Source organism: Halocynthiibacter sp. C4 (assembly GCF_028823805.1).
Classification (GTDB): domain Bacteria; phylum Pseudomonadota; class Alphaproteobacteria; order Rhodobacterales; family Rhodobacteraceae; genus Falsihalocynthiibacter; species Falsihalocynthiibacter halioticoli.
In genome coordinates, this window is record NZ_JAPEIE010000002.1 from 292916 (window position 1) to 317352 (window position 24437).

Below are 24437 nucleotides of genomic sequence, written 5' to 3' on the forward strand. Positions count from 1 at the left end.
ACCATGGCAAACATGAACCTCTACTCTCGCGGCGATAAGCTCTTCGTTATCGTCAACATGGTGCTGATCACGCTCTTTGCGATCTCCACGTTGTACCCGTTCATCTATATCACCTCACTGTCGCTCAGCAGCGGCTTTGAGGCCCGAGCGGGGAACATCGTTCTGACGCCGATAGACTTCACAATTGAAGCCTACAAACGGGTGCTGATCGAGCCACAGTTCTGGACCAGCTACAAGAACACGTTCATCTATACGATCGGCGGAACCTTGATGAGCCTCGCGTTCATCATTCCGGGAGCATACGCTCTGTCGCGGCCGCAACTCTTCGGGCGTCGGTTCTGGAACCTCGTGGTGGCCTTTACCATGTGGTTCAACGCAGGGCTTATCCCCTTCTTCCTGAACATGCGTGATCTGGGCCTGCTCGATAGCTACTTCGGTATCATCATCGGCTTCGCGGTCAACGGCTTTAACATCATCCTGCTGCGCAACTTCTTTGAAGGAATCCCGCAGAGTTTCGAGGAAGCTGCGCGCATGGATGGCGCCAATGAGTTTCAGGTCTTGTGGAAGGTCTATATGCCGCTCTCCAAGCCTGCCATCGCAACGGTCTCGCTCTTTTGCATCGTCTCGCGCTGGAACGGCTTTTTCTGGGCAATGGTGCTCCTGCAGGATGAAGACAAGATCCCGCTGCAAGTTTATCTGCGCCACGTCATCACCGAACTCACAGACGACGAGAGTTTTGGTGCCGAGCTGATCAATGCGCCCTACTCCGTAGAAACCGTTAGCGCCGCGATCATTGTCTGCTCGATCATCCCGATCTTGCTCATCTATCCCTTTCTCCAGAAGTACTTCAGCAAGGGCATCTTGCTGGGTGGAGTGAAGGAATAGGCGGCACCGCCAAACAAATACCCTCGGGCCGCTGAACTGGCCCGCGGGACACCAAAACCGACTATCGCACCAAAGGGAGGAACTTATGCGAAAACTGTCTTTACCCCTCGCCATGCTGGCCACAACGGCCCTCACGGCACCGGCTTTTGCCGACGATCACCTGAAGATCGTTGACGAACCGCTGGAACTGACAATTCACATGCACTGGCCCCGCGCACAGGGCTATGGCGTTGGTGGTGACGCAAGCCAGATTTACCCCGTAGAGGAAGCCGCGCGCGAGATGACCGGCGTGCATCTTGTTGACCAAACGTTCGGTAAAAACACCAAAGATTCCGCCGAAGCGATGAACTTGCTGATTGCATCCGGCGACATGCCAGACATCGTGGGCGGCCACCTGATCAAGCAGCCGGTAAACGAATTTGGCCCACAAGGCGCATTCATTCCGCTGAACGATCTGGTTGAAGAGCACGCACCAAACATCAAGGCGTTCTGGGATAGCCACCCTGGCCTGAAAGAGGCGATCTCTGCCTACGACGGCAACTACTACTACATTCCATATCTTCCAGACGGCAAATACGGTCGGGCGTACTTCATCCGTCAGGATTGGCTCGACAAGCTCGGCCTTGAACAGCCAAACACCGTTGACGAGCTTTATGAGGTTCTTGTTGCCTTCCGCGATCAGGATCCAAACGGCAACGGTATGAAAGACGAGGTTCCGGCCTTCTTCCGCAACTGGGAAGAAGTTGTGCGCCTTGTGACCCTCTGGGACGGTCGGTCCTCTGGCTCTGATACGTACCACGACTTCCTTGTGAACGACGAAGGCAAGGTCGTGCACCCATACGCACAGGATTCCTATCGCGATGGCCTCGCAATGGTGGCCAAATGGTACGAAGAAGGTCTGATTGACCCCGAAGTCTTTACGCGCGGATCCTCTGCACGCGAATATCTTCTGTCCGAAGACCTCGGTGGTTTCACACACGACTGGTTCGCTTCGACATCGGGCTATAACGCTGCTCTGGCCGACAAGGTTGAAGGCTTCAACTTCATCCCGTTCCTGCCACCAGAAAGCCCAAGCGGAGTTCGCCTTGAAGAGCACCGCCGCATTCCGATCAAACCTGACGGTTGGGCAATCAGCCACCAGAACGAGAACCCTGTCGAAACAATCAAATACTTCGACTTCTGGTTCACCGAGGAAGGTCGTCTTCTGTCGAACTTCGGTATCGAAGGTGTAACTTACGACATGGTCGACGGCGAGCCGATCTATAAGGACGAAGTTCTGAACAAAGGCGAGCCTGTAAACGCTCAGATGTGGGCCGTTGGGTCGCAAATCCAGCGCGGCTACTGGCAGGACTACCGCTACGAGTGGCAGTGGACGGCAGAGGCCGCCCGCAAAGGTATCGAGCTTTATGACCAGCACGATATCCTGACCGACCAGTTCCTCGGTGTGGCATTCACCAAGGAAGAGCAGGAAGTCTATGACAAGTACTGGCCATCCCTGCGCACCTACATGCTGGAACGCCAGCAGGCTTGGGTACTTGGTACAGGCGACATAACCGCGGAATGGGATGACTACGTCGCGACGCTCAACAAGATGGGCTACGAGGACGTAATTGAAGTTCTAAACTCCGCTTACGCCCGTCAGTACGGGTAATCCAGACAGTGAAAACAGCGTGGCCGGCAGCGGCTGGCCGCGCTTCTTTATTCTGCAATATCAAGAGATAAGGCCCTACAATGCCCGCATCCAAGCTTCCAACCCTCGACGAACCCAAAGCGGGCCGCCTCACAATCGCATATGCGCCGGATGAAACGACGGATATCGTCGAAAACCCGCCGCGTTTCACTTGGCTTCCCGTGATCGAAGATGAGGCGCACTATGTGCTACGTATCTCCACCGATCCGGAGTTCCCTGCGAAATCAACGCAGGTTTACGCCAATGTACCTCTGAATTTCCTGACGCCCGACGCCCCGCTTGCCGCAGGCACCCATTACTGGTCATACGCGGTGTGTGATGCCAAGGGCGCCCCGACCACGACATGGAGCACGACCCGCAGCTTTACTGTTGCCGAAGGGCTGCCCGAAACACCCCTGCCCAACCGCAAAGAGCGGTTCTCGAACGTCACCAAGGAACACCCGCGCCTCTGGATGACGCCAGATCGCCTGAAGGATTTCACAAAAGCGGTCAAGGCAGACTCCAACCATTGCGCATGGTCCATCTTCTATGAGAAATCTGTTCTGCCGTGGATGGACCGCGAAGTGATGAAGGAGCCAGCAGGCTATCCAAACCACAAGCGCGTCGCGCCTGTCTGGCGCCAAACCTATATCGACCTGCAAGAAGCGTGGTACGCCATCCGCCACCTCGCAATTGGCGGTAAGGTCACCGGCAATGCAGAACAAACCCAACGCGCCAAGGAATGGCTGCTCGAGGTCGCATCTTGGGATCCGATGGGCGTCACGTCTCGCGCTTATACAGATGAATGGGCTTACCGCGTCACGAACGCACTCGCGTGGGGGTATGACTGGCTCTATGACGTGCTTTCCGAAGAAGAGCGTCAGACCGTGCGCGCGGCCCTGCTCGAACGCACGCGCGACATTGCCGAACATGCGATCAGCAATGCAAAAATCCACCTCTTCCCCTATGACAGCCACGCAGTGCGCTCTGTATCGCTTACGCTTATCCCAGCCTGTATCGCGCTCTTGGGCGATGACGAAGAGGACGAGGCGCGCGATTGGCTTCACTACTGCGTTGAGTTCCTGTTCACCGTCTATTCCCCATGGGCAGACAACGACGGTGGCTGGGCCGAGGGCACGAACTACTGGATGATGGGCATGGCCTATCTCATCGACGCGGCAAACCGGCTTAAATCCTACACGGGCATTGACCTCTATCAACGCCCCTTCCTTCAGGCCACGGGCGATTTCCCGCTCTATTGCAAAGCGCCGAATACCCGACGCAGTACATTTGGCGATGACAGCACCCAAGGCGACCTCCCCGGCATCAAGACCGGCCTGAACATGCGCCAGTTTGCTGGCGTCACAGGCAAAGGCGCCTACCAATGGTATTGCGAAGAAAACCTGCGCCTCAATCCAGGCACAGAGATGGCCTTCTACAACTGGGGCTGGTGGGACACCAACTTTGACGAGATGGTGTTCCAAACCGATTTCCCAGTCGTCGAAGCGACACCGCCCGAAGACGGCCTACGCCACTTCAAAGGCATCGGCTGGGTCGGCGTACAACACGCGATGGCGGATCCAGACAACCACATCCAATTCGTGTTCAAATCCTCGCAATTCGGCTCGATCAGCCACAGCCACGGCGACCAGAACGCTTTCTGCATGTCGGCCTATGGCGAAGATCTCGCGATCCAGTCGGGTCACTACGTTGCCTTTAACTCGTCGATGCACCGCAACTGGCGGCGTCAAACGCGCTCTAAGAACGCGATCCTCATCAACGGCAAGGGCCAATACGCCGAGAAAGACAAATCCAAAGCCATGCGCGCCACAGGCAAAATTCTGGCTGCGGAAGAGCATGACGATCATATCTTTATCAAAGGCGACGCAACCCCCGCCTATCAAAGCCTCTCTCCAGAGGTGACATTGGCGGAGCGCGAAATCTATTTTGTCCGCAACAGCTATTTCGTGATTATCGACAAGGTCGATGCCGAAACGCCTGTCACAGTGGATTGGCTCCTGCACGCAAACAACCCGTTCGAGCTGGGAAAGTCTTCGTTCCGCAACACAGGTGAACGCGCTGGTTTTTATGGTCAGGTTGTCTGGTCCGAAGCCGGAAAACCTGAGATTACACAGGAGACCGATTTCCCTGATGTGGACCCCGCCGATTACGAAGGGCTGCCTGTCAGCACGTTCCTGACCGCGCGCTATCCTGCCGCCACGCGCCACCGGATCGCAACGCTTCTGGTGCCCTATCGCCTCGATGCGCCCAAACGCATCTTCAATTTTATGGACGATCAGGGCTATGACGCTGATCTCTATTTCTCCGACGCCGACGAGAACACTTTTAAAGTTGTTCTGAAAAAGCTGGCAAATACTTAATCTCCGCGCCATGTAGGGCCGGAAAACCTATTGAACAGGAAGGAAGTCAAATGAAACTCCAAGGGAAAACAGCCATCGTCACAGGTGGTGGCCGCGATATTGGCGCGGGTGCCGCACTGAAACTCGCTGCTGAAGGCGCGAATGTTGCGATCAACTATTTCGCCAGCAGCGAAGGCGCAGACAAAGCCGTTGCCGAAATCATTGCAAACGGCGGCAAAGCCTTTGCACTTCAGGGCGACCTGACCAAGCCAGAAGACGTTGACGCACTGGTTTCCAAAACCGTCGAGGAATTCAGCGGCATCGATATTCTGGTGAACAACGCAGGCGGCCTGATCGCGCGCAAGACGATCTCTGAAATGTCGCTTGATCACTGGAACGCTGTGATGGACCTGAACCTCACAAGCATCTTCCTTATGACCAAAGCCACAATTGCGCACATGAAAAAAGGTACTATCGTTAACCTCGCAAGCCAGGCCGGCCGCGACGGTGGTGGACCAGGTGCCGCCGCTTACGCGACATCCAAAGGCGCTGTAATGACGCTTACTCGTAGTCTGGCCAAAGAACTCGGCCCAGATATCCGCGTAAACGCGCTCTGCCCTGGCATGATCGACACCGACTTCCACAACATCCACACGCCGGATGCTGGCCGTCGTGGTCTTGAAGCTGCTGCGCCGCTCAAGCGTCAGGGCTCTCCCGAAGACACAGCGAACCTCGTGCTGTTCCTTGCATGCGATGACTCGGCCTATCTGACCGGCACAAACATCGACATCAACGGCGGCATGCTCTTTAGCTAAGCCAACAAAAGGAACGCAACAATGAGCGACTTTCCAGTTGTTTCGATGGGCGAAAACGTCACCCGTCAGGTCTTGTCAGAAGCTCCGGAGCTCATGGTCGTGGCTTTCCGCTTTGAGGCGGAAGGCGCGGTCGGCGCGCTGCATAATCATCCACATGTGCAATCGACATATGTGGAAAGCGGACGCTATCGCTTCACGCTTGGCGACAAAGAGCAGGAATTCGGGCCGGGCGACAGCTTTGTGATCCCGTCGGGCCAAACACACGGCTGCGTCTGCTTGGAGCCAGGCACGCTTGTGGATTGCTTCACACCGCGCCGCGAAGATTTCCTCTAAAGGTCTCTGATACAACGAAAAAGGGCCAGCCTGCGCAGTGCACGGGCTGGCCCTTTTTATTTCGATGCGGCCCCAATCCCCTCAAACAGCCATCGTCGCGTCTACGGCGCGCTTCCACGTGGCGTATTTACGCGCGCGGGTGTCATCTTCCATTGAGGGGGTAAACTGACAGTCACGGCGCCATGTGGCGGCAAACTCGTCCTTCTGCGGATAGAACCCAGCGCGCATTCCTGCGAGCCATGCAACCCCTACAGCGGTTGTCTCAACCACTTCTGGGCGGTCAACGGGAGCATTGATGATATCGGCCAGAAACTGCATCGCCCAATCACTGGCGCTCATGCCGCCATCAACGCGCAATACGCCCTCTTCTCCCGAGCCGCTCCAGTCCGATTGCATGGCCTCAAGCAGGTCGCGCGTTTGGTATCCCACGCTCTCCAGCGCCGCGCGGGCAAATTCTGCTGGGCCAGAACCCCGTGTCAGCCCGAATACCGCGCCACGGCACTCCGCATTCCAATAAGGCGCACCAAGCCCTGTGAAAGCCGGAACAAGCACAAGCGGCTGGCTTTCGTCGGCTTTTTCGGCCAAGGGCTGGGTTTCTTTTGCATCCCGAATGATCTGTAGCCCATCGCGCAACCACTGCACCACCGCCCCCGCAATAAAGATAGAGCCTTCAAGGGCATAGGTTGGTTTGCCGTCAAGCTGATAGGCAATCGTAGTGAGCAAGCGATTTTCTGACACAACCGGCGTGTCGCCCGTATTCAACAAGGCAAAACAGCCCGTGCCATAGGTTGATTTCATCATTCCCGCCTCAAAGCAGGCTTGCCCAACTGTCGCGGCCTGCTGATCGCCTGCAACGCCAAGGATCGGAACATCTGCGCCAAAAACCTCGCCAGTTGTTGTCCCGAACTCGGCGGCGCAATCCTTAACCTCTGGTAGCATTTCCATTGGGATATCAAGCAGCTCGCACATGCTCTTGCTCCACCGCCCATTGCGGATGTCGTAAAGCAGCGTGCGCGCGGCGTTGGTGGCATCGGTGACATGAGACGTGCCGCCCGTCAGCTTCCAGATCAGATAGGTGTCGACGGTGCCAAACACCAACTCGCCCGCTTCGGCCCGCGCCCGCGCGCCATCAACATTGTCGAGAATCCAGCGCAATTTGGTTCCCGAGAAATAAGGGTCCAGCAGCAAGCCAGTTTTCTCGCGCACCATGTCTTCATGGCCCGCATCGCGCAGCGCGTGGCACATATCAGCAGTGCGGCGATCCTGCCAAACAATTGCGTTGTAGACCGGCTTGCCGGTTTTACGATCCCAGACCAACGTTGTTTCGCGCTGGTTGGTGATACCAATCGACACAATATCAGCAGAAGCCACCTCGGCCCGTTCCATCACCATCCGGCAGGTCGCTGCTGTCGTCGCCCAGATATCCGCCGGATCATGCTCTACCCAGCCCGACTGCGGGAATATCTGCGGGAACTCCTCTTGCGCGGTTGCCACGACCTTAAGGTCACGGTCAAACAGGATCGCCCGACTTGAGGTCGTGCCCTGATCGATTGCTAGAACATAACGCATTTGCTTCCTCCCCGCCCTTTCACCCCACTCAGAAAATCACGTCAAATGGGGTCCTGTTCTTCCAGCTTGCGAGAAGCGGCAACGCGGTGCAAGCCCTTTCGAGCACCCTGTATCCCTCGTATTGGACAACAAAAATGCAGCGAAAAACGCGCAGAAACGATGATGAAAGAAGAATTCGCCACCGATCGTTTGCGAACTAGTCCTACCTCTGGCCCATTGAAGCGGTACAAATGTTCGCAAACGATCGGTTGCGTAACGTCAACTAACCAAACGAACATCTGCGGTCAACATTTATGTTCGTTTGGCCGCGAAACTTGTTGAGATTGCAATGCAACCTGCACAATAATTAGGCAACACTCACGCGCCGCTTTCGCGAAATCAGACAGCGAACCCGTAATAATACGGTGCATTTAAAGGGACATACGCGACAATCCAGAAAATCTCCTTGATGCATACTTCCAAAACGAACATAAACGAACAAACAGCCGAGGCAGAGCATGGCACATAATTTTCGCGAACCCGATATTCTCGAAATCGCCCGTAAAGAGGGCAAGGTTACGGTTGAGGATCTTGCCGCGCGCTTTGGCGTGACTGTCCAGACCATTCGCCGCGACCTCAGCGATCTCGCCGACGAAGGCAAGCTCGAGCGTGTCCATGGCGGCGCGGTTTTGCCTTCTGGTGTTGCGAATATAGGCTATGAAGACCGTCGCGGCCTAAACGATCAAGCCAAAGAGGCCATCGCCCGTCGTTGCGCGGCCGAAATCCCTGAAGGGGCATCGCTTTTTCTCAACATCGGTACCAGCACTGAAGCCGTGGCCCGCGCCCTGCTCCACCACAAGAATATCATGGTTGTGACCAACAACCTCAACGTCGGGAATATTCTGGCCGCCAACGCCGATTGTCAGGTGGTGATCGCGGGCGGGATGCTGCGCCGTTCTGATGGTGGGCTGGTAGGCGACTTAACCATCGAAGCTGTTCAGCAGTTTAAAGTGGATTTCGCCGTCATCAGCTGCTCCGGTGTGGATGGAGATGGGGATTTGCTTGATTTCGACGTGCTAGAAGTTGGCGTAAGTAAAACAATTGTCCGCCAAAGCCGCAAAACCTTCCTTGTTGCGGACCACTCGAAATTCCAACGCACAGCGCCAGCGAAAATCGCCTCACTCAAGGAGATTGACGCGCTCATCACTGACCAACCCGTCGCGCCAGAGTTTGTCGAGAAATGCCGCGCATGGGACACCCGCGTGCTGCTTGCAGACTCAGATTAAGCCGCGCGTGCGCATTTCCAATTATTCCGGCGCATCCACATGCTGATCAAAGAGGATCGGATTACCGTCGGGATCATGAACAATAAAGCTCGCTGGCCCAGTTCCGTCTCCGGCTGACGTTTCGACATTAATGCCTTGATCTAAAAGTGTTTTTTGAAGCTCTCGCACGTCGGTGAACTTTTCAAGCGGACTGGCGTCTGCGGCCCATCCGGGATTGAACGTCAGCATATTGCGCTCGAACATGCCTTGGAACAGGCCAAGTGTGACGTCGCCGTTTTTGAGGATCAGCCACCCCTGATCGGCAGCGCCATGGAATATTTCAAACCCGAGCTTCTCATAAAAAGCGCGGGACTTTGCCAAATCCTGTACGGACAGGCTGAGGGAAAACGTACCTAATTGCATCGCTTATCTCCTTTTATTCGCCGAGTTACGCCCCCACAGCTGAAATTCGGCCGGTTACAATTTCCTCCTCCTTTTCGTCTTATGTCTTTTGCGAATTTGCGGCTCGTGGTTGAGCCGCAAATCCCTTTGTCATGTGTTTAGCGGCGTCCGCCCAAACTGCGGCCTCCTCCGCCAAATCCGCCTCCGGGTTTCGGACCAGGCAATGGCCGTGGTCCTGCTGAACCAATCCCCGGCTTTGGCCGGTTTGGGCGCGGCGGCGCAATCGGGTTGGTCGGAACAGTTCCGATCGGCGGTACAGGTTTTACAATTGGCCGATCCGGTTTGCCGGGCCTGTCTGGCTTCCCGGGTTTATCCGGTTTACCTGGCTTGCCCGGTTTACCAGGTTTGTTTGGCTTTCCTGGTACGATGATGGGCGGCGGATAGCGGTAATATGGGCTATTGTAGTAGATGCCGCCGGAATAATAGCCGGGAGACGCATAGCCATAAGGTTCACAGGCCGCAAGGAACATGGAGGCACCAATAGCGCTCGCAAGGCAGTATCGCATAGATTTCCGCATCAGCTGCCCCCTTTCTTGGCCGTAAGCCCAATGGCCGCATTTGTAGGATCAACTACAACAGCGGCTTGATTTGTCGACATCAGGATGCGTCCTCCGGCGGACTTTGCCTTGTCGATTGCGGTTTCAAGGCTCGTAACGCGTACATAGGGCAGCCAGTTGGTTAAGATCTGCGATCTGGGTATGGGAACAAGGCCGCCTTTCACTCGCCCGTCAGTGCCGGAAAACAACCTATGGTTTGGATCTTCTAACGACACTGAAAAACCCAGTACACCGCGATAGAATTGCTCCGAACGCGCGGTGCTGTTGCTAAACAAATCAATCCAGCCCCAATAGTTCGGGGTGCCGACCTTGTTGTAACTTATGCCTTTTTCACCATCATAAAACGAAATGAACGCGCCGAGGTTGTCGCGCATCGTGACATAGACACTATCATCCATCCGCTTTGGATTTCCAACGAGCTCCGCCCCGTAAGAGCGCGCGGTGTTGGCCGTTTTGAGGGCATCTGTAACCGAAAAGACAGGCGCCCATTGTGAACTTGCGCGATTGGTCACTGCGCGACCTTGAGAGGGCACCATGATGCCCACATCCGTTCCCGAGGATTTGATGACATCAATACCACCACCGCCGGATCGGAAGGTCCAGCCAAACATGGTTTTATAGAACGAACGGGATGCGGCAGGATCATCCGAACTCAACTCAAGCCAAGCGATACTGCCGTGCGGGCGGGAAGCGGCCCACGCCGGAGCGGCAATCCCCGTCATTGCCGACGCGGCAATCGCTGATCCCGCAGTAGACAAAAATCTGCGTCTGGAATGCATTAATAAAATCTCCTTCATCATCAGGACAGCACAGAAGCGTCCCGCGTTCAAGAAATCTCTTCTCTCGCGGCGAGTTGCACGATTTTGTGAAGGCAGTTGATCCTCATAGCCCAAGCCGTTTCGAGCAGCCACAATCACAGTGGTGTCGATCTCTGGACCTGCAGCATCGCCTCATTGGATTATCCATCTGGTCAAACCCGAGCACTTAATAACCGGAACGAAAAAAGGGGACCGATGCCCCCTCTTTCCTAGAATTTGATGCCCTTAGCTCCAGTCGGTCAGGCGGCGTTCGCCGTCTTCGTCGCGGATATAGGTTGGCAAGCCGATGCGATCCAGAACGCCGAGGAATGGCTTGGGCGGGAGTTGCTCGATGTTGCGCATATCGCCCGTGTCCCACTCGCCAGAGGCCACAAGGATCGCCGCCGCAACCGCCGGCACGCCCGCTGTAAAGGAAATACCTTGCGAGCCAACCTCTGCATAGGCCTCTTCGTGATCAGCGACATTATAGAGGAATATCTCGCGCTCCTTGCCGTCTTTCGTGCCCTTAACGAAATCACCGATACAGGTTTTGCCCGTATAGTCAGGTGCGAGCGAGGCCGGATCAGGCAACACAGCTTTCACAACCTTGAGCGGCACAACCTCAAGCCCTTCGGCGGTTGTCACCGGCTGCTCAGACAGCAGTCCGAGGTTCTTCAGAACGGTGAAAACGGTGATGTAACGCTCGCCAAAACCCATCCAGAACCGCACATTCGGGATTTTGAGGTTTTGCGAGATCGAGTGAATTTCGTCATGGCCCGACATATAGGCTTTTTGCTTGCCCACCACCGGCAGGTCATACTCCTTGCCGATCTCGAACATCTGGTTCACCTTCCACTCTGAGTCCTGCCAGCTATAGACAACACCGGTGAACTCGCGGAAGTTGATTTCCGGATCAAAGTTGGTTGAAAACCATTTGCCGTGCGACCCTGCGTTAATATCAACGATATCAAGCTCTTGCACGTCGTCAAAATACTCATCCACGGCGAGTTTAGCATAGGCGTTCACCACACCCGGATCAAACCCAGCACCCAGAATTGCGGTCACACCAGCGGCAGCACATTCCTCGCGGCGCTTCCACTCATAGTTGGCGTACCACGGCGGGTTTTCGCAAATCTTGTCGGGCTCTTCGTGGATCGCCGTATCGATGTAGGCAACTCCCGCTTCGATACAGGCCGACATCACAGACATATTCAGAAACGCAGAGCCGACATTGATCACAATCTGCGCATCCACTTTACGGATAAGCGCAACCGTGGCCGGAATATCGAGCGCGTCCAGCGCGTGCGCTTCAAACACGCCCTCTTGCTTCATCGCGCCTTTTTCCTCTACCGACGCGAGGATATCATGGCACTTCGACACCGTCCGCGATGCGATATGAAGATCACCAAGAAGGTCGTTATTCTGCGCACATTTATGCGCCACAACCTGAGCAACGCCACCGGCGCCGATAATGAGAACATTTCGTTTCATGTTGTGCCTTTCTCGTCTAATCACGACAGATTGGATTTGAAATCCTTAAACCCGAATTGGCGGACAAGCCGCAGTTCGCCATCATCGCCCTTTAGCACGATCGAAGGCATCTTTACCCCGTTAAACCAGTTTTTCTTGACCATGGTGTAACCGGCGGCATCTTGTATCGAAATCCTGTCACCGACCTTTAGCGGCGCAGGAAAGGCAAACTCGCCAAACACATCGCCCGCAAGACAGGATTTTCCACAGACCATATAAGAGTGCGGCCCTTCATTGGGCGCCACTTTGGCTGTTTCGCGATAGATCAGCAGGTCCAGCATATGCGCTTCGATAGAGCTATCGACAATCGCGAGGTCTTTGCCATTGTTGAGCACGTCCAGCACCGTGACCTCGAGGCTCGCGGCATTGGTGATCGCGGCTTCACCGGGCTCAAGATACACCTGCACGCCATAGGTTTCGGCGAAGGATTTGAGCCGCGCGGCGAACTCCTCAAGCGGGTAATCATCCCCCGTAAAGTGGATACCGCCCCCAAGGCTCACCCACTCCAGTTTATGCAGGAGCGTACCGAACTCCCCCTCGATCTGTACAAGCATGCGGTCAAACAACGCAAAGTCGCCGTTTTCGCAATTGTTGTGGATCATTACGCCCGAGATTTTGTCGGCAACGGTTTCAATCCGCGCCATATCCCATTCACCAAGGCGACTAAAGGGGCGCGCAGGATCGGCAAGGTCAAAATCTGATGTGCTGATCCGCGGGTTGATCCGCAGTCCCCGCGCAAGCCCTTCGGATTGCGCCTCGAACCGCTCCAACTGACTGATGGAATTGAAAATGATCTTGTCAGCGTGGCTGACGACCTCGTCAATCTCGTCATCCGCATAGGCCACAGAATAAGCATGGGTTTCGCCGCCAAACTCCTCACGGCCCAACCGGACTTCAAAGAGCGAGGATGACGTCGTCCCATCCATGTAGGGGCGCATTTCGTCAAACACCGACCACGTTGCGAAACACTTGAGCGCCAGCAGCGTTTTCGCGCCCGAAAGCGCGCGCAAACGGGCCATGATTTCCATGTTCCGGCGCAAAGCGACCAAGTCCATCTGGTAATATGGCGTTGCAATCTCTGGCATGATCCGCGCCTCGTCCAAGCAAAAGAATACTTCGTATAGAAAGGTTGGGTTTCCTTGACAAGTCGATGCGCCACGTCACGCCTCGCACCACCAAAGCCGCGCAGACAGAACACCATCCCGATTTCACGCCTTCATTTAAAAAGTATCCCCATATTCTTCTTCTAAACGGGAACAAAACCACTATATTCTAACAATAGCATCCGGGAGAGCATCATGAGAAATCCTAGCGTCGAAAGCTTCTTTGATACGGATACAAATACCATTTCATATGTGGTCAAGGATCCGGATGGACCTTCCTGCGCGATCATTGATTCCGTGCTGGACTATGATCCAGCCGCGGGGCGCACCTCCACTCAATCTGCCGATGCGATCATCGACTATGTGAAACGCGAGGGGCTGGATGTTGTCTGGGTGCTCGAAACCCATGTCCACGCTGATCACCTCTCCGCCGCCCCTTACCTACAGGAAGCTTTGGGCGGCAAAATCGGCATCGGCGAGAACATCACCGTTGTTCAGGATGTATTCGGCAAGATTTTCAATGAAGGCACCGAGTTCCAGCGTGACGGTCGCCAGTTTGATGCGCTGTTCTCCGAGGGCGATACATTCGAGATTGGCGCGCTCAAAGGGCGGGTCATGCACACACCGGGTCATACGCCTGCGTGCCTCACCTATGTCATCGAAGATTGTGCATTTGTCGGCGATACGTTGTTTATGCCCGATTTCGGCACGGCACGGTGCGATTTTCCCGGTGGTTCGGCAGAGCGGCTCTTTCAGTCGATCCAGAAAATCCTCACACTTCCAGATGAAACCCGTGTTTTCGTTGGCCATGATTACAAAGCGCCAGGGCGGGATGATTTTGCGTGGGAAACCACAATCGGCGAGCAAAAGGCGCTCAATGTCCATGTGGGAAAGGGCGCAACGCTCGAAAGCTTTGTCGATATGCGCGAGGCCCGCGATGCAACGCTCGGGATGCCACGCCTGATCCTTCCGTCAATTCAAGTCAACATGCGCGCAGGCCAAATGCCCGAACCCGAAGACAACGGCACGCGCTACCTCAAGGTACCGATAAACACACTCTAGGCGCGCTTTCGCCTGCGCCGCTTGACTTTACGCCGCCAATCAACCACATAGCACCCGAAGCCAGCACTCTGTCGCGTGAGCAGACCGTTGCCCTATTCGGCAACTGATGCGGCCTCACCTTATTTGTTTCCCACATCACGCGGGGGGGGCAGCGCCTAAACGGCCATCGAGCAATTCGGCTCGAACCGGATTTATCGCGCAACCCTAACGCCACACCCTGCCATCAACGGCGGGGGAATTTGTATTGCGTTCCTGCATATCTGTGGGCGCGCTTTCAGGTTGCTGTCATTGCATTGGTCGCGCCTGTGAAAGGATAATCCGCAATGGATTTTGATATGCTGGGGCTGACACCCCGCCTTGTAAATAAACTCGAAGAACTTGGGATCACCGAACCGACCCCAATCCAGACCCAAGCCATCCCGCACGCCATGAATGGCCGCGATGTGCTGGGCCTTGCCCAGACCGGAACGGGTAAAACTGCCGCGTTTGGCCTCCCGCTCATCCACGCGCTTTCAAAAGACGGCGGCAAACCCAAGCCAAAGCACGTTGCAGGCTTGATTCTCGCTCCGACGCGCGAGCTCGCGAAACAGATTGCCGATAGCCTCGAAGCCTTCACCAAAGGCAGCCACCTTCGTGTGGGCCTTGTTGTTGGTGGCGTTGGCATCAACCGCCAGATCGAATTCCTGCGCCGCGGAACGCACCTGCTGATCGCGACACCGGGCCGGTTGATCGACCTTCTCGATCGTAACGCAGTGAGCCTGTCTGAAACACGCTATCTTGTGCTCGACGAAGCGGATCAGATGCTGGACCTCGGCTTTATCCACGCCCTGCGCCAGATCGCTCCCCTGCTCCCAAAAGAGCGGCAAACGCTGCTGTTCTCGGCCACGATGCCCAAGCAAATGCAGGAGCTTTCCAACTCCTATCTGACCAACCCTGTGCGGGTCGAGGTTGCGCGCTCTGGCCAAACTGCCGAGAAGATCACGCAAAGCGTGCATTTCGTGGCACAGCCCGCCAAGCAGAGCCTTTTGGTCGAACTACTGGCCAAACATAAAGACGAGATGTCACTTGTGTTCCTGCGGACCAAACATGGTGCAGAGAAGCTGATGAAAAGCCTTCGCGCTGCTGGGTTTGCTGCCGGGTCGATCCACGGCAACAAAAGCCAAGGCCAGCGCGACCGCGCGATCAAAGCCTTCAAAGAGGGCGAGATCACCGTTCTTGTGGCAACTGATGTTGCTGCACGTGGTATTGATATTCAGGGCGTCGCCTATGTCTATAACTACGACCTACCGAATGTACCGGAAAACTATGTTCACCGTATTGGCCGTACTGCCCGCGCAGGCGCGTCAGGACAGGCAATTGCCTTCTGTTCCTCCTCTGAAATGGGCGAACTTCGCGCAATCCAAAAGGTAATCGGCAACGAACTCGATGTGGCCAGCGGCCGTATCTGGGAAGTTGAAACCGCGCCAAACCGTGGTGGCCGTGGCGGCAAACGCGGTGGTGCTGGCGGTGGCGGAAAACGTCGGTTCGGCGCTGGCGGCGGCAGCAACCAAGGCGGCAAACCGCGCGGCCAAAAGCGTGGCGCGCCAAAATCAGGCGGCCAGAAACAGGGCGCACCAAAGGGCGGCAACCGCAGACGCTCTGGTGGCGGTAAACGCGCCGCATCCTAACCCAAAAAACAACGGCCCGCGTGATCAAAACGCGGGCCGTTTACCTTTGAGCATCTAACAGCGTCAGACGAAATCGATATGTTTCGACAAGGGCAACTCGCGAATGCGCTGCCCAGTGGCATCAAAAATCGCATTGGCCAAAGCGGGCGCAGCAGGAGGCACCGCAGGTTCCCCCACGCCACGAATTTGTGAGCCGTTATCAACAGCTTGGACGAAAATCTCAGGCGCCTGATAAAGCCGCATGGCTTCGTACCAATCATAGTTTTCCTGCTCCGTACGCCCATCTGAATAGGTCAATTCGCTCAGCATCGCATGGCCAAGCCCCCAGATCACGCCGCCTTTGACCTGATTGTCAAAGTTGACGGGGTCCAGCACCTTCCCCACGTCAAGCGCCACAAAGACTTTGTCGATCTTGATGCCGCTCTCTGTCTGGGTGATTTCGACAACTTCCGCGGTCGGCACACCGAAACTCACGCAAAACGCCAAGCCTCGCCCACGGTTTGCGCCAAGATCGCTGCCCCAGTTGGCCATCTCGCCAACGGTTTCGATCACCTTACGGCTGGCGTCGTGGTTGCATAGGCGCAGCATTTCCGCGAGTGGATCAGCGCCCGCTTCCTGAAACAACTCGTCAAGGAAACCGCCATGCAAGAACCCATTGCCCGACGCCCCGACGGACCGCCATGAGCTTACCGGCACCATCGCAGGCGCACGGTATCCGGTGACGCGGTAGTTGGGGATCGCAAACGGTTGGTCCCAAGCGCCCTGAACAATCGCAATGTCCGGCCCTGCTGCGGGGAAACCAAGCCGCCCGATTTGTGACTCCGAGGTCGAACTCGCGGCAATGGCGAGGTCATAGGCATGGACTTTTCCGTCCTGAACCTTGCCCCGCGCGCGGGAAACCTGCATCGGTCGCGGAAAATCATGTGTCATGTCTTCTTCGCGCGACCACGTCATCTTAATCGGTGCGCCCTGATGGGCCACCGCAAGTTCCACAGCCTGTTGGACATATTCATCCTCAAGCCGCCGCCCGAAGCTACCGCCCATATATTGGTTGTGGAGGTGGACATTCTCGGCCTCAATCCCCGCCGTTTTCGCGGCCTTGGCCACAAGGAAACGCGGGATTTGGGTTCCGGTCCAAATATCAAGCCGCCCGTCTTTGAGTTGCACCACGGCGTTCATCGGTTCAAGTGGCGCGTGCGCGAGATAGGGTATGCGGTACTCGGCCTCAAGCACACCGCCTTCGGCCAGAACAGGCTCCACATTGCCTTCATCCTTGAAGCGGCTGTCTTGCTGATCGGAGTTGATCGCCGCGCGTGTGGCCTCCCAGAGCGCGTCCTGCTCTGCCGGATACGGCGCTTCCCCCCAGTCAAACTCGATTGCGTTCACGGCCTGTATGGCGCGCCATGTATTGTCGGCAATCACGCCCGCGCCGCCCTTGATTGGCACAACCTTAAGAACGCCACGCATCCCCTCGGCCTCTGTCGCGTCAAAGCCCAGAACCTCGCCACCCATGCGCGGATTGGTCCGCACCGAAGCATAGAGCATTCCGTCCATCTCCAGATCAATGCCGAAAGGCAGTGTACCAGTAGATTTCGCAACGATATCAAGGCGCTCATGACTCTTACCCAGACGCTCCCACGACGCAGCATCACGGAGTTGTACTTTCTCAATCGGCTCGATCGACGCAGCAGTGGCCGCCAAATCAGCATAGGCTATCTCGGTGCCATCGGGCAGGATTACATGACCATCGCGTGTCTGAAGTTCAGAAACAGCAACGCCCGTTTCCTTGGCCGCAGCCGCCTTGAGCGTTTCGCGTGCCACCGCGCCAGCGATGCGCAGCTTTTCATAAGCGTCCGGTACGGTCGAGGAGCCACCCGTGATCTGAATTCCCAAAACCTTGGCCACGCCTTCGCCGAAGTCACGCGCGGAGCTCGCCAGCGTGCTCTCGTCAAGCGCAGAGAACGGCAGCCCCTCGCCAGCAATCTTGCTGTTGTAGTAGGCGGCACTCGGCGGGCCGGGGTCAACGTTAACCGCGCTCGGATCTACATCCAGTTCCTCAGCAACAAGCGCGGCCTGTATCGAATACGCCCCCTGCCCCAAATCGGCACGCGGCGTGATGATGGTAACCCCGGATTGGTCGATACGCACATAGGGCGTCAGCGCGGCTTCCCCATCGGCCAGATCATCCAACAGCGGATTTTTGATCGGCTTTTTATAGGTGTAATATCCAAAGGCCACGCCGCCAACCACGGCGACCGACCCAATCAGGAATGTACGGCGGGCAATTTTTCCAATGCGGCTCATATCAAGTCTCCTGAAGGGATTTCGCGGCAGTTTTCACAGCCTCACGAATGCGCGGATACGTCCCGCAGCGACAAAGGTTGCCCGACATGGCGTCGTCGATCTCTTCATCGGTCGGCGCGGGGTTCTCAGCCAATAAGGCCGTCGCAGCGACAATCTGACCTGATTGGCAGTAGCCGCATTGTGCAACCTGATGCGCGATCCACGCCTCCTGAACCGCGTGGCGGTTATCGGGGGTACCAAGCCCCTCAATCGTTGTGACCTCGCCCCAAACATCGACCGCTGCCACCTGACAGGACCGCGCCAATTCGCCATCAATCAACACAGAACAAGCTCCGCATTGCCCAACGCCACAGCCGTATTTCGGCCCCTTGATCCCAAGCTCGTCGCGCAGCGCCCACAAAAGCGGCATGTCTTCTTCGACATCAATCTCGCGCGAAACGCCGTTAACTGTTAATTCCACGGAACCCCTCCTTGGTTTTTGCTTGTCAATTGCGTGAGCAATCCATTAAGTAAACACACGATTACATCTAACAAACTGCAAGTCAACAACTGTTTACATAGAGGACGCGCTTTAGTGCCGGCAGTAAAACGCAAACGCAATGCAGACGCGACCCGCGAAGACATCCTGACAGCGGCGCAAAAACTGTTTACGGCCAAAGGGTTCGACGGCGCCGGAATGCGCGAAATCGCCGCCGAAGCCGGCATAAACGTCGCCCTGATCAACCGCTATTACGGCTCGAAACATGGGCTCTATAAGGCGGTGGTTGCAACGGTGAATGCAGATGAGTTCTTTGGCAACGATATGAGCACATTCGGCGCTCATATGGCAACTGTTCTCATGGGGCACCCGCTCAAGAAAGAAGGGTTTGACCCGACACTTGCGATGCTGAGATCAGCCTCCTCCGAAGAGTCAGTATCGGTTATCACAGAGGCGCTGAGCGACTTGTTTGTTAAGGTTTTGGCCGACAAGCTCCGCGAAGAAGGCTACGCAAATTGCGGCGAAAAAGCCGCCCTGCTCCTCTCGACAATTCTTGGCTTTGACATGACCCGCCGCATCTTCCGCATCGATGGGTTGGGCCTTGATCACTCAGACACAGCAACACCGCTTCTTGCGACGAGCCTTCAGGCCATCATCGACGGTTAAACCGTGTTGGCAATCCGGCGCGCGCGCACCTGAGAGATCACGAAAACCGCAATAAATACAATCGTAAGAACCAGAACAATCGTTGGCGCGGGGGCGCTGTCGATAAAGAAACTGGCATAGATCCCCGTCACCATCGACAGGCTTGTCACCAGCACAGAAACCCAAAGCATCCGCGAGAACGTGCGCGTAATCAGAAACGCAATCGCCCCTGGGGAAATCAGCAGCGCAATCGCCAGAATGATTCCCGAAGCCTTGAGCGTTGCCACGATGGTCAGCGACAGAATGGCAAGCAGCCCATAGTGCAAAAGGTTTACGCGCAAACCAACCGCGCGCGCCTGCGCCGAATCGAAGGCGTGGAGCAGAAAATCTTTCCATTTCAGGGTAAGTATCGCGGTGACGAAGAACGAGATAATCCCCGCCGTCCAAAGGTCTGCAGCACCAACGCCAAGCACATTGCCAAAAAGGATGTGATCGAGATGCACATCGCTTTCGATCTTTGTGTAAAGCACGATGCCAAGGCCGAACATTCCGGAGAAAACAACGCCCATGATCGTGTCTTGCTTGATGCGGGAATTGTCCTTAAGGAATCCCGTCGCGAGCGCACAGAACATCCCTGCGCCAAACGCACCGATCAACAACGGGATACCCGCGACATAGGCCAGAACGATACCCGGTAAAACGGCATGGCTCACCGCATCTCCCATCAGCGACCACCCCTTGAGCACGAGGAAACACGACAAGAGCGAACACGGAACCGCAACGATCAGCGCGATCAAAAACGCGTTCTGCATAAAGGCGAATTGAAACGGAAGCAGCAGTGTTTCCATCATGGATTGCCCTCCAGCGCTTCTGCGGCACGTCGGCGCGCGGCGCGCATTCCGTGCTTGGGCGCAAAGAAGAAAACGAGAAGGAAAACAATTGTTTGCAGCGTGATAATAATCCCACCTGTTGCCCCATCGACAAAGAAACTGAGGTAGGCCCCGAAGAACGCCGTGAGGGCACCGATGCTCACGCTGATCCAGAGAAGCCGCCCGAAACGATCCGTCAGCAAATAGGCCGTCGCCCCTGGTGTTACGACCATAGCAATGACCAAAAATGCGCCAACCGTTTGAAGCGCCGCAACGCAACTGGCCGACAAAAGCGTAAAGAACAAAAGCTTTAGCGCGCCCGTGTTCAGCCCGATGGATTTCGCGTGGCTCTCGTCAAAGAACGTCACCATCAGGTCTTTCCATTTCGCCAAAAGCGCCACCATCGTCACCCCGCCGATGATCGCCAATTGCAGCGTATCTGCCGGTGTGATGGCGAGGATATTGCCAAGCGTGATCGTCTGGATATCCACGGACGTGGGCGAGATCGACACCATGAACAACCCCAACCCAAAGAAGGACGTAAAGATGATCCCGATGATTGCGTCTTCTTTGAGGCCCGAACGTTGGTTGAGAAAAAGCATCGCCCCTGCTGCCAACCCGCCCGACAGAAACGCGCCCAATGCGAAAGGAAGGCCCAGCATATAGGCCCCCGCAACGCCGGGCACGATCGCATGGCTAAGCGCGTCGCCAATGAGCGACCACCCCTTGAGCATGAGATAGGCCGACAGAAACGCGCATACCGCTCCCACAAGGGCGGAGACCCACATGGCGTTGGTCATGTAACCATAGGAGAACGGTAGCAGTAGCGTTTCGATCACGGGGTTTTCTCCGTGTCTGCTGCTTCGTCGTCATCGCTTTCGGTTTCGGTCGCCTGATCCTCCGCGGCAGTCCGCACACGGTTGTCATAGGTTACGAGCGGACGTTCATCATCCGTAAAGATAGTCACGCTGCGCGCGTCGTCATCGTCGTGCAGGTCTTGGCCCTGAAGCACAAAATGGCGCAGCACGCCGCCAAAGGCGCGCTCTAGGTTTTCGTGGGTGAAGGTATCTTGTGTGAGGCCATAGCCCAGCACGGTGCCCTTGACGAGGACAGTCCTGTCACAGAATTCCGGCACCGACCCGAGGTTATGGGTCGAGACAAGCATCACGCGCCCCTCCTCGCGCAGATCGCGCAAAAGAGCGATGATTGCCTCCTCGGTTTGGACATCAACACCAGTGAACGGTTCATCCAACAAGATCACGCGGCCATCCTGCGCCAGCGCGCGCGCAAGGAACACCCGCTTGCGTTGCCCACCCGAAAGTTCGCCGATCTGGCGGTGACGAAAGCCACTCATGCCGACGCGCTCCAGAGCGGTATCAACCGCCGCATGGTCCGCAGCGGAGGCCCGACGGAAGAAGCCCATCTTGCCATATCGTCCCATCATCACAACGTCCTCGACCAATACCGGAAAGGACCAATCAACCTCTTCGGCCTGCGGAACATAGGCCACTGTGTTTTCGCGCAGTGCGGTTTTAACGGATTGCCCAAGGATCGATATTTCGCCTCGCGCAACAGGAAGAAACCCCATCAACGCTTTGAAAAGGGTAGATTTTCCGGCACCATTCACGCCGACAAGCGCTGTGATCGTACCGGTTGGAATTTCAAAGCTCGCATCGCGTAGGGCCGTCGTCCCGTTGCGATAGGTGACGGTGACATTGCTGGCGGAGATGCCTGTTGTGGGGCTAGTTGTCATTGGCAAGAAGCCCGTTCACCACGGTCTCGGATGTCACGCGCAGAAGGTCCAGATAGGTTGGTACTGGGCCGCGCGCATTGGTCAAACTATCAACATAAAGAACGCCGCCGAAACGGGCACCTGTCTCGCGGGCCACTTGCTTGGCGGGATCAGAACTCACCGTGCTTTCGCAGAACACCACATCGATATCATTCTCTCGGACCCCGTCGATAACCTTACGGACTTGTTGCGGTGTGCCGGTCTGATCGGCGTTGATTGGCCAGAGATACAGCTCTTTGAGGCCGAAATCACGGATCAGATAGCTAAACGCACCCTCACAACTCACAAGCCAGCGCTTCTCTTCGGGAACTTCTTTGATCCGCTCCCGAAGGGGCGCGATCTCTTCGGTCAGCCGCGCTTTATAGGCCTCGGCGTTGGCCTTATACGTTTCGGCATTTTCGGGATCATGCTCTACAAAGGCATCGCGGATATTATCAATGTAGATCATCGCATTATCGAGCGACATCCATGCATGCGGGTTCGGTTTACCTTCGTAAGAGCCCTCGCCGATGCTCATCGGCTCGACGCCCTCACTAATCACAACAGCAGGCACATCATGCAGGTTGCCAAAAAACTGTTCGAACCACAGTTCAAGGTTCATGCCGTTCCACAAAACAAGATCCGCATCCTGCGCCCGCAGCACATCTTTGGGCGTTGGCTGGTAGCCGTGGATTTCAGAACCGAACTTGGTGATCGATTGCACCTTCGCAGCATCGCCGGCAACATTCGCGGCCATGTCAGCAATCACGGTGAAAGTCGTTACAGCTTTGAACGTATCAGCAACGGCGGGCGCCGCAACAAAGGCGCTGAAAACCAGTGATGAAATTAGTCCGAAACGTCGCATAGCGATCTGCCCTCTCCTGCTGATTGCGTGCCAAACTCTGGCGTCTCTGTTGCAATATGAGAACCATTCGCAACTGTCAATGAGATTGCGAACCATTCGCAACAATTTAACAGTCGCGCCCCTACGAGAGGAGCCACCACACAAAAACAGCTTAAATATTTGGCTTGGTGCGAAAATTAGGCGGGTTTGGGTTGGACACAGCTTTCCTTGGCCCTACAACTAGACGAAACGCAGTGCCCTTGTGCTGTGATTTCAGGAGAACGGGTTTGGACGGCAAATTTGCAAACGAAGAGCGGATCGGTGGCCTAAGTTATTGGCGAGACATCCTTCTAATTGCGGCTGTGATCATTTCGTGCCTCTATTTCGCCCGTTCGCTTCTTATCCCGCTGGCGGCGGCGATATTTCTCTTTGTCTTGCTTACGGCGCTAGCTGACCGGATCATCCGCTTCCGCTTCGGCAATTTCGGAATACCAATTTGGCTTGCCTATGTGGTGTCGATCATTCTCGTGCTGTTCGGCATGCTTTCTGTGCTTTGGATTCTGACGCAACAAGACGCCGCGGTCTTTGCCGCCTTCCCCAAATACGAGGCACGGTTCGCAATTTGGATTTCGGGGTTCGGCGACTTTATCGGCGAGGACAACACACGCTTTATCATTTCGACCCTGCAATCACTCGATTTTAGAGGCTGGGCCCTCGGAGCGCTTGGCTCTGCTACGTCGGTGCTGAAGATGCTGTTTCTGATCGTGCTGTTCTTGCCGTTCATGCTCGCCGAACGGGTCCAGATGCGCGCCAAGGTCAAGCTTGCCGCCGTATCGCCGGAAGTCGGCACCCAGATACTGAATGTCATGAATGACGCCTCGCACTCGCTTCAACGCTATATCGGAGTGAAAACCCTCGTGAGTTTGCTCACTGGCGCGTTCAGCTATGCTGTGATGAAGCCGCTTGGCGTGGATTTCGCCGAAACATGGGCGATCATGACGTTCCTCCTGAACTTCATCCCCTCTATCGGCTCGATCATCAGTGTGGTGATGCCGGCGATTGTGGCTATCGTGCAGTTTGATTCAATTACGCCTTTCCTCATTATCGTTTTCGGCTGTGGCGGCATTCAGTTCCTGATCGGCAACGTGCTTGAGCCTGCGCTCATGGGCAAATCGCTCAATCTGTCGCCACTGATGGTTATCTTTTCGCTGACATTCTGGGGAACGATCTGGGGCGTCATGGGGGCGCTTTTGAGTGTGCCCATTACTGTGTGCATCATGCTGCTTCTTTCGCATGTTCCGCGCGTGCGGTGGATCGCTATTCTTATGTCGGGGAATGGTACATTTCCCACAAGCGCCGACCAATCTCACCCCGATGAGCACCCTTTGGTTTGACTTTATCCAACATGCGCCCATTCTGGTGCGCAGGTTTCATAAATACATAAGGTTTAAGAATGCGTGTTTCCTCTTTGCT

22 protein-coding genes are annotated in these 24437 nt (G+C 55.8%); 10 read left to right on the forward strand and 12 right to left on the reverse strand.

Annotation, left to right across the window (positions count from 1 at the left end):
- Positions 1–3 precede the first annotated feature (3 nt).
- From OU789_RS08520 to OU789_RS08540, 5 genes are all read left to right on the forward strand, one after another.
- Positions 4–885 (forward strand): carbohydrate ABC transporter permease, encoded by an 882-nt coding sequence (locus OU789_RS08520; protein WP_263952833.1) that lies wholly within the window; start codon positions 4–6, stop codon positions 883–885.
- 85 nt (positions 886–970) lie between these two features.
- The gene (locus tag OU789_RS08525) at positions 971–2536 is read left to right on the forward strand and encodes an extracellular solute-binding protein (RefSeq protein WP_274655042.1); all 1566 of its coding nucleotides are present in this window, start codon (positions 971–973) and stop codon (positions 2534–2536) included.
- An 80-nt stretch (positions 2537–2616) separates the two neighbouring features.
- Complete coding sequence (locus OU789_RS08530) at positions 2617–4935, forward strand: DUF4962 domain-containing protein (protein ID WP_274655044.1); 2319 nt, start codon at positions 2617–2619, stop codon at positions 4933–4935.
- Between the two features lie 50 nt (positions 4936–4985).
- Entirely contained in the window at positions 4986–5729 is a 744-nt protein-coding gene (locus OU789_RS08535) for an SDR family NAD(P)-dependent oxidoreductase (RefSeq protein WP_274655046.1), read from the forward strand.
- Between the two features lie 21 nt (positions 5730–5750).
- On the forward strand, positions 5751–6062 hold the full coding sequence (locus OU789_RS08540) for a cupin domain-containing protein (protein ID WP_263952829.1): 312 nt from the start codon (positions 5751–5753) through the stop codon (positions 6060–6062).
- Between the two features lie 81 nt (positions 6063–6143).
- Here OU789_RS08540 and glpK read toward each other — a convergent pair whose 3' ends face one another.
- A complete protein-coding gene (gene glpK / locus OU789_RS08545) occupies positions 6144–7631 on the reverse strand; it encodes a glycerol kinase GlpK (protein WP_274655049.1) in 1488 nt (495 codons plus the stop codon).
- Positions 7632–8128: 497 nt separating this feature from the next.
- On the opposite strand from glpK, the gene OU789_RS08550 reads away from it, so the two are divergent.
- Complete coding sequence (locus OU789_RS08550; protein ID WP_263952827.1) at positions 8129–8896, forward strand: DeoR/GlpR family DNA-binding transcription regulator; 768 nt, start codon at positions 8129–8131, stop codon at positions 8894–8896.
- A gap of 21 nt (positions 8897–8917) precedes the next feature.
- Here OU789_RS08550 and OU789_RS08555 read toward each other — a convergent pair whose 3' ends face one another.
- The 5 genes from OU789_RS08555 to nspC form a co-directional block, all read right to left on the reverse strand.
- Entirely contained in the window at positions 8918–9298 is a 381-nt protein-coding gene (locus OU789_RS08555; protein ID WP_274655051.1) for a VOC family protein, read from the reverse strand.
- A gap of 137 nt (positions 9299–9435) precedes the next feature.
- On the reverse strand, positions 9436–9855 hold the full coding sequence (locus tag OU789_RS08560) for a hypothetical protein (protein WP_274655053.1): 420 nt from the start codon (positions 9853–9855) through the stop codon (positions 9436–9438).
- Positions 9855–10673, reverse strand: a complete 819-nt coding sequence (locus tag OU789_RS08565) for a VOC family protein (protein ID WP_274655055.1) — start codon at positions 10671–10673, stop codon at positions 9855–9857. Before OU789_RS08565 ends, OU789_RS08560 begins: the two co-directional genes overlap by 1 nt.
- Before the next feature lie 264 nt (positions 10674–10937).
- On the reverse strand, positions 10938–12182 hold the full coding sequence (locus OU789_RS08570; protein WP_263952823.1) for a saccharopine dehydrogenase family protein: 1245 nt from the start codon (positions 12180–12182) through the stop codon (positions 10938–10940).
- Between the two features lie 20 nt (positions 12183–12202).
- Positions 12203–13306, reverse strand: a complete 1104-nt coding sequence (nspC, locus tag OU789_RS08575; RefSeq protein ID WP_274655058.1) for a carboxynorspermidine decarboxylase — start codon at positions 13304–13306, stop codon at positions 12203–12205.
- Positions 13307–13519: 213 nt separating this feature from the next.
- On the opposite strand from nspC, the gene OU789_RS08580 reads away from it, so the two are divergent.
- Entirely contained in the window at positions 13520–14386 is an 867-nt protein-coding gene (locus OU789_RS08580) for an MBL fold metallo-hydrolase (protein ID WP_274655060.1), read from the forward strand.
- A gap of 323 nt (positions 14387–14709) precedes the next feature.
- Positions 14710–16053 (forward strand): DEAD/DEAH box helicase, encoded by a 1344-nt coding sequence (locus tag OU789_RS08585; RefSeq protein WP_274655062.1) that lies wholly within the window; start codon positions 14710–14712, stop codon positions 16051–16053.
- Positions 16054–16116: 63 nt separating this feature from the next.
- Here the strand turns inward: OU789_RS08585 and OU789_RS08590 are convergent, their stop codons facing one another.
- Positions 16117–18357, reverse strand: a complete 2241-nt coding sequence (locus OU789_RS08590) for a xanthine dehydrogenase family protein molybdopterin-binding subunit (protein ID WP_274655064.1) — start codon at positions 18355–18357, stop codon at positions 16117–16119.
- 1 nt (position 18358) lies between these two features.
- Complete coding sequence (locus OU789_RS08595; RefSeq protein WP_274655066.1) at positions 18359–18817, reverse strand: (2Fe-2S)-binding protein; 459 nt, start codon at positions 18815–18817, stop codon at positions 18359–18361.
- Between the two features lie 114 nt (positions 18818–18931).
- On the opposite strand from OU789_RS08595, the gene OU789_RS08600 reads away from it, so the two are divergent.
- Positions 18932–19501, forward strand: a complete 570-nt coding sequence (locus tag OU789_RS08600) for a TetR family transcriptional regulator (protein WP_274655068.1) — start codon at positions 18932–18934, stop codon at positions 19499–19501.
- Here OU789_RS08600 and OU789_RS08605 read toward each other — a convergent pair.
- From OU789_RS08605 to OU789_RS08620, 4 genes are read right to left on the reverse strand one after another with little or no spacing between them, the layout of a single operon-like run.
- Complete coding sequence (locus tag OU789_RS08605; RefSeq protein WP_274655070.1) at positions 19498–20331, reverse strand: metal ABC transporter permease; 834 nt, start codon at positions 20329–20331, stop codon at positions 19498–19500. The two genes, OU789_RS08600 and OU789_RS08605, sit on opposite strands and share 4 nt — an antisense overlap.
- A complete protein-coding gene (locus OU789_RS08610; RefSeq protein ID WP_274655073.1) occupies positions 20328–21188 on the reverse strand; it encodes a metal ABC transporter permease in 861 nt (286 codons plus the stop codon). The genes OU789_RS08605 and OU789_RS08610 overlap by 4 nt, the downstream gene beginning before the upstream one ends.
- Positions 21185–22102, reverse strand: coding sequence for a manganese/iron ABC transporter ATP-binding protein (locus OU789_RS08615; RefSeq protein WP_263952815.1), 918 nt, complete (start codon positions 22100–22102; stop codon positions 21185–21187). Before OU789_RS08615 ends, OU789_RS08610 begins: the two co-directional genes overlap by 4 nt.
- A complete protein-coding gene (locus tag OU789_RS08620; protein WP_446719179.1) occupies positions 22092–22991 on the reverse strand; it encodes a metal ABC transporter substrate-binding protein in 900 nt (299 codons plus the stop codon). The genes OU789_RS08615 and OU789_RS08620 overlap by 11 nt, the downstream gene beginning before the upstream one ends.
- Positions 22992–23251: 260 nt before the next feature.
- Here OU789_RS08620 and OU789_RS08625 point away from each other — a divergent pair, with 260 nt between their 5' ends.
- On the forward strand, positions 23252–24358 hold the full coding sequence (locus tag OU789_RS08625; protein WP_274655077.1) for an AI-2E family transporter: 1107 nt from the start codon (positions 23252–23254) through the stop codon (positions 24356–24358).
- Positions 24359–24437: the final 79 nt, after the last annotated feature.